The following is a 5788-nucleotide window of genomic DNA, read 5'->3' as shown; positions in this document are numbered from 1 at the left end:
GTAAAAACGGGTTTTGGTGTAGTAAAAACGGGTTTTGGTGTACTTGAAAACGGGTTTTAGTGTATTTAAAACGGGTTATTAAAACGTGTTTTGTAATGAATACCCGTTTTAAACGTATAATTGTTGCTGGATAAGCTAAATAGTAGCAATGAACAAGGGTCTAGAAATTCGTCAACATAACGCACTGACTAACGCTCGGTACGAATACACGGAGTTGCAGCTAGACCTGTTCTTCTTCATCATCTCCAAGCTGCGTAAAGGCGAAAAAGACACTGTTTATCAATTGGATATAACGGAGTTGTCCAGTTTGACGGGCAAGCGATATAATGCGGCTTACCTGCATAAAGCCACGGCTGATATGGGTTCTCGTATGCTGGAAGTAGAAGATGCGAACGAGTATCAGCAACTCTGGATGTTCCAACGGATACGCTACCTTAAAGGGCAAGGAATCATTGAATTTGACCTCACTAGGCACGTTCTACCCTACCTGTTCGACCTCAAAAACAACTTCACCAGTTACGAGCTGGCTGCTGCGCTCCGCCTTACCAGCAAATACGCCAAGCGTATTTATCAGCATTGCAGCCAGTGGAAGAATCTGGGCGAAACTAAAAAGTATGATATTCTAGACTTCAAGCGAATGCTGGGCATAGTCGATGACAAGGGAACCGATAAAATGCCCCGGATAAGCGATTTCAAAACGAGTGTCCTCGACTTAGCTACTAAGCAAATCAACGAGCACACCGAACTGCACATCAGCTACACACTGGAAAAGAAGGGAAAGGCCTTCAAAAACATCATTTTCACGGTTAAGCCGCAAGCGCTGGCCGAAACTATTCCGTTTGACCTAGTGCCCTCAGGCACGGCCCCGGTGGGGATGCAGCAGCACCAGGTGGAAAACGCCGGCCGGCTACTCGCACAGCTGAGCATCACCACGCCCGAGCTGGTGGCCACCATCCTGGCCAGCGCGGCGCACGTGGCGGCCTGCAACAAGTTCGCCCACGACCTGAAAACCGGCAAGTACGCCAAGGCTCATTCTCTCTCAGGACTCCTACTCACCGTATTAGGCTTTAAAAAGCCCGCAAATGGGCCGCTGTTCGACGCGGCGACTAAAAAGCAGGCCTAACCCACTACTTTCCAAAGACACGCTGCCAGAGACTCTTTCGTGCTGGCTCGGCTAATCGGGCGGCAATACCCTCGACCATCTGTGTCAGCTGCTCCACCTGCACCTGCAGGTCGCGGGGGCTGGCCGGCAGCTGCGGGGCCTCGGCCTGGCTAAGTTGCCCTTGGACAAAGGCGCGCACCTCGTCGTTGAAATACTGCCCCATCGTCTTGTCGGCCCGCGCTGCGGCCTTCTCCAGTATGGCCCGCGTTTCGCGCTCCACTCCCCGCACCGACCAAGTTACAGCCGTGGTACTGGCCGGCTTAGCCGGTCGCCCACCTTTGTTGCTGGTCTTACCTGGTGTAAGACCTTCTTTCTCCCCCTTTGCCGCTTCTGTCTTACCAATACCGGTTTCTGTAAGACTGTTTTCAGAGGATGTCTTACCATTTTCGGCCGTTGTAAGACCGTTTTTAGGGCTTGTCTTACCGTTTTCGGTTTCTGTCAGACTGATTTTGGACTTCATGTAAACGTGTCTTACAACTTGTAAGACACATAGGTACGCCGAAAATTCTTGTCTTACTACATGTCTTACAGGCACCCGAGTACCCATATCGGGGCAAAATAGAACCGGCCTGCTGGGCAGCAGGCCGGTCAAGCAGTATCAGTATTGAAATAGCTCCTGCAACCGGTCGCAGACTGCTTGTGCCGTGGCTTTAGGCAATACTCCTAAGCGGCGCACCAAACGGGTTTTGTCCACGGAGCGGATGTGGTCAAGCGCGATCTGGCCTTCTTTGCCCTGGAAGGTGCAATCCACTCGGGAAGGGTAGTCGCGCCGGGTGCTGGTCAGGGCCGCAATGGTCACCGTGCGCAGGTACCGGTTCATCTCGTCGGGCGAGAGCACCACGCAAGGGCGGGTCTTGTTAATTTCGCTGCCCTGGGTTGGGTCGAGGTTGATGAGCCATACCTCGAAACGCTGCACGGCTACCACTGCCATTCCGTTTCCTCAAAGGCCTCGTCCGAAAATCCCTCCAGTAGCTCGCCCTCTGGGGCCTGGCCCTGGGCAATCGCGTTCTGGAAGCGCTCGTCCCAGCCTTGGCGGCGGGTCTTCACCACTGGCGTGATAAGCAGCCCCTCGGGCGTGGGCTGCAGGTCGACCTCGCCGGTGAGGTGATACTGCTGCAGTAATTTCTTGGGCAGTACAATCCCTTGGGAATTGCCGACCCGAATCAGGCGCGTGTTCATGGAAGCAAATGTACGTACAATGTAATTACATTTACTTAGTGATTCTGGTTTCATTCGCTGGAAAGCAGCACTTTTAGGTCCACTAGCGGGCCCTTATCGTACCCTATTCTAAAGACGGTGGCTGTTTAAATCACCGTTTGAATGAACTGCATGCCAAGTGGCCAGCGTATTCTTGCACAATGAACAACTTACCCGACTTCATCGCTATCTATGGGGACCTGCATGATGCCTTGGTGGAGCAAGTAAGGACTATGTACGCCCCTGAGGGCCTCACCCTACAGGTGACCGTTCAATGCATGAAACAGATCGATGAGGGAGAATGGGTGTTCCTCGACATGACCTTCGAGCATGTGCAAGAATTTCGCCTTCCTCTAGACACCAGGACGCAAGTGATATTTGAGTTAACCGCTGTGGTCTGGGGCGATAAGTTTGTCTTCGACTTCTTGCCGCGCTACATCCCGCCACAAGGTATTGACGAGCACCGCGAATCCTACTTCTACTTGGTGTGCAGTGCCTTCGACGTTCGGGAACGAAGCATGACTAGTATTTGACCCTCCCTTTCTTAAACTGCTCGCAGCTGCTCCGCACCAGGTGCCAGTGGGCCGCTGCAGCGCCCAGCGAGTTTAAGAAACTCGTCTACGATTCAAAGTTTACGAAACGGGCAAAGTAGATGAGTTTCGTAAACTCGACACCAAGCACTTTCCCGGGCCTGGACAAACAGGATTTTGGGGGCAGTGGGGAAGTGTAAAAAGTCCCTCCTCGGTCCCGGTTTTATCCCTTAACATAATCTTCGTTATACCCACTACCTTAGAATTGTGGTGGTTTTTCGCCCCACGGTCCCTACCCTCCAATTGTGGTACTTTGCCGGAGTAGCAGGGGTTGGTTTGGGCAATGTTTACAAAACGTATTTCTGTGAAGGGTCTATTCTCGGCAATTACCTTCACCCGACCTTATGACGCCCACCATTCCTTCTTCTCCCCAAGCTATCCTGCAGCAAGCGGTTGAGAACTTGTACTTGGTTTTTGGTGCCTATCCGCTCTCGTCGCTGGAGGGTTGCCCCTGCTGTGTCTCAGCAACCGACAAAGAGCAAGTTACACACCGGAGCTTACGAGAACTGACTGAAGATGACTTGGGCCGATACGCCGGCAAGGCCATGACTACGTGGGGCACCGTCGATGACTTCAAGCACTTTTTACCCCGGCTCTTTGAACTGACGGCCGCATTTCAGGCCCCGTATGAAGAGTATGTGGTCTTCAGTAAATTAGATTACGGCCATTGGCGCACATGGCCACCAACAGAAATCGCAGCCATAGAGCAGTATTTTCTGGCTTTGTGGGACGTCGTACTTGGTATTGAGGCTTGGCAATTCCGGGATTACTTCACCGCGCTGGCCGGCATTTATCCACGCTTTGACGAGTTGCTTCAGCACTGGGAAGCCTCCACGGCGCCCGGGGCATGGGCATTGCTGGGTGAAGAGGTCTACGAGCACAGTCAGTCTCTTTTTCGGGACAAGTATTTTAACGGCCCGTTCTTGGCGTCGCCCCAACTCAGTCAACGATTCCGCGCTTGGGTGACGTCACCGGCCGTCAGGGATAGGCTATTAGAGGCCTTCAGCCTATGCTCTGAGGACGTCGCCGAGAAGTTGGCGGTGGCCTATGACCTAATCGATTACGAACTCAAACACAGTCGATAAGTTAAACGAAAGGGTAGTTCGAGCAAGGCTGACATTTACATGCCGATTCCACCGCCGCGGCTGTGCTGCTGCCCGGCCTGGCGGATGCGCTGTTGGGCCACCTGGCGCTGCGCCTCCTGCTCCAGCTGCGGGTTGAGTTCCTTTACCAGCCCATAGAAGCGCTTCACCTCCTGGTGCTGGGCCTGGCTTCCCTCTACGCCGCGCTGCAGCCCCAATGGGGCCAGCTGGGCCGCAAAGCTGGTCTGCATGGCGCGCATCTTCTGCCGGTCGCCGAGCATCGCCCGGCAATTGAGCTTGCCGGCCTGGTCAATAGGCACGACCGTGGCGTGGATGTGCGGGGTCTGCTCATCAAGGTGCAGCACGGCATTCACGACGTTCTCCTTCCCGTAGCGCTCGCTCAGCCACTCCATCGCCCGGTCTCGGAAGCCGGCCAGCTTAGCCCCGTCCTCAGGCGAGCCAACCAGCTGAGCCGGTTTGCCCGACTGGCCGGGCTCCTTGCGAATGTCCAAAAACTCGGGGCTGAACGTCATCAAGTGCTCGACCGCCAGCACGGCGTTGCTGCGCACCGTGCAGCCGACCGCGTCGAGGCGGGCCTGCACGTCGGCCGCTAGGTCGGGGCTGCCCACCAGCTGCACATTGAGCGGGGTCAGCTCGGCGTCCGCGTTCGGGGTCGGCCGCAGCCGCTGCAGGTGTTCGTTGAGGGAAGTCAGGTTGCCGGCGGTCTTGAGTTTGGCCGTGCGCAGGATGGCATAGGGCATCGGGGCGGTAGGGGGAAAAGGTGGCCAGCGGGCCGGCTGGGAGTGCCGGTGGCCACCGGGTAGAACGAGTGCCCGCAGCGCCGAACAGACAATTTTGGGCAGCCTAAAGCGCAGCGCTTAGGCTGCCCAAAATTGTCTAGTGAGTACACAACGCTTGAACATTACGCTTGCTTACGTTTGTACCTTACGCTTATACGGGATTCTTTACGCTTATTATTTACGCTATCAGGGGCTTACCTACGCTAACGACTTACGCTTGTGCCTCCTGGTGGTACCGGATTTCCCTTCACCAACCGCTGCACCACCGAGTTACCCCGTTCATACTGCATCCGGTCGAGGAGCGTCCGTATCTGCTGCACCTGGTCCGGGGTTATCGTATCGCCAAGCTGGGGCAAGAGCTTCCCCGCCTCCTCGCCCAAGAAGTCGATTTTGCGGGCCAGGTAGTACTCTTCGCCCTGGTACAACCACTGCGCTTCCTCCGACTTTTGGGCCTTATCCCAGGCACTTACCCGGCAGTTGGTAGAACAGAACCGGCCCCCTTTGCGGCGGGGAGTATAAACGGTAGAGCAGTGCTGGCAGGTGTAGCGCATACAGGGAAATTGCTATTTGCTTTTCTCCTACGGACAGCTATAGCGATTAGGTTACACCCGGTGCCCGCGCTGCTCAGGACTCGCTTCCCCACGGCCCCAAAGGCGAAAGTTCTCCCGGGTGCAAGAGGGTACATAAGCTCGACAATATTCTGCATATACCATTGATTACCAATTATATATTAATTTATGAATACTCGCAAATTACTGGCTTCTAGGGTGTTTTGTTTGATTTCTGTTTTCCGGCCGGAGTTATCCACCGACCCTAAAAGCTTTTTTTCTCGCGCGAAACACAACTTGTGATATTTGAAGTATTTGCTCTATTTGAGGGGTTCATAACACGTTGGAAAACAATAATTTACGACATGTAAAAACGGGTTTTGGTGTAGTAAAAACGGGTTTTGGTGTA

At 54.2% G+C, this 5788-nt stretch carries 8 protein-coding genes; 3 read left to right on the top strand and 5 right to left on the bottom strand.

Going from position 1 to position 5788, the window contains the following annotated elements; all coding sequences use genetic code 11:
• The first annotated feature begins 148 nt into the window (after positions 1-148).
• A complete protein-coding gene (locus BUE15_RS21070; RefSeq protein ID WP_073289226.1) occupies positions 149-1123 on the top strand; it encodes a replication initiation protein in 975 nt (324 codons plus the stop codon).
• Positions 1124-1127: 4 nt separating this feature from the next.
• Here the strand turns inward: BUE15_RS21070 and BUE15_RS22230 are convergent, their stop codons facing one another.
• The 3 genes from BUE15_RS22230 to BUE15_RS21055 form a co-directional block, all read right to left on the bottom strand.
• Positions 1128-1622, bottom strand: coding sequence for a hypothetical protein (locus BUE15_RS22230; protein WP_211617700.1), 495 nt, complete (start codon positions 1620-1622; stop codon positions 1128-1130).
• Between the two features lie 138 nt (positions 1623-1760).
• Positions 1761-2093 (bottom strand): type II toxin-antitoxin system PemK/MazF family toxin, encoded by a 333-nt coding sequence (locus BUE15_RS21060; RefSeq protein ID WP_073289224.1) that lies wholly within the window; start codon positions 2091-2093, stop codon positions 1761-1763.
• A complete protein-coding gene (locus BUE15_RS21055; RefSeq protein WP_073289222.1) occupies positions 2081-2341 on the bottom strand; it encodes an AbrB/MazE/SpoVT family DNA-binding domain-containing protein in 261 nt (86 codons plus the stop codon). The genes BUE15_RS21060 and BUE15_RS21055 overlap by 13 nt, the downstream gene beginning before the upstream one ends.
• A 179-nt stretch (positions 2342-2520) precedes the next feature.
• Between BUE15_RS21055 and BUE15_RS21050 the strand changes: the two genes are divergently transcribed.
• Positions 2521-2892: a hypothetical protein gene (locus BUE15_RS21050; RefSeq protein ID WP_073289220.1), complete on the top strand. Its 372-nt coding sequence runs from the start codon at positions 2521-2523 to the stop codon at positions 2890-2892.
• Between the two features lie 401 nt (positions 2893-3293).
• Positions 3294-4034, top strand: a complete 741-nt coding sequence (locus BUE15_RS21045) for a hypothetical protein (RefSeq protein ID WP_073289218.1) — start codon at positions 3294-3296, stop codon at positions 4032-4034.
• 35 nt (positions 4035-4069) lie between these two features.
• Here the strand turns inward: BUE15_RS21045 and mobV are convergent, their stop codons facing one another.
• On the bottom strand, positions 4070-4792 hold the full coding sequence (gene mobV / locus BUE15_RS21040; protein WP_073289216.1) for a MobV family relaxase: 723 nt from the start codon (positions 4790-4792) through the stop codon (positions 4070-4072).
• 242 nt (positions 4793-5034) lie between these two features.
• Complete coding sequence (locus tag BUE15_RS21035) at positions 5035-5382, bottom strand: hypothetical protein (protein WP_073289214.1); 348 nt, start codon at positions 5380-5382, stop codon at positions 5035-5037.
• Between the last annotated feature and the right edge of the window lie 406 nt (positions 5383-5788).

Source organism: Hymenobacter psychrotolerans DSM 18569 (assembly GCF_900142395.1).
GTDB classification, from domain to species: Bacteria; Bacteroidota; Bacteroidia; order Cytophagales; family Hymenobacteraceae; genus Hymenobacter; species Hymenobacter psychrotolerans.
The sequence above is the reverse complement of the archived record's forward strand: the minus strand, read 5'-3'. Positions and strand labels throughout refer to the sequence as shown.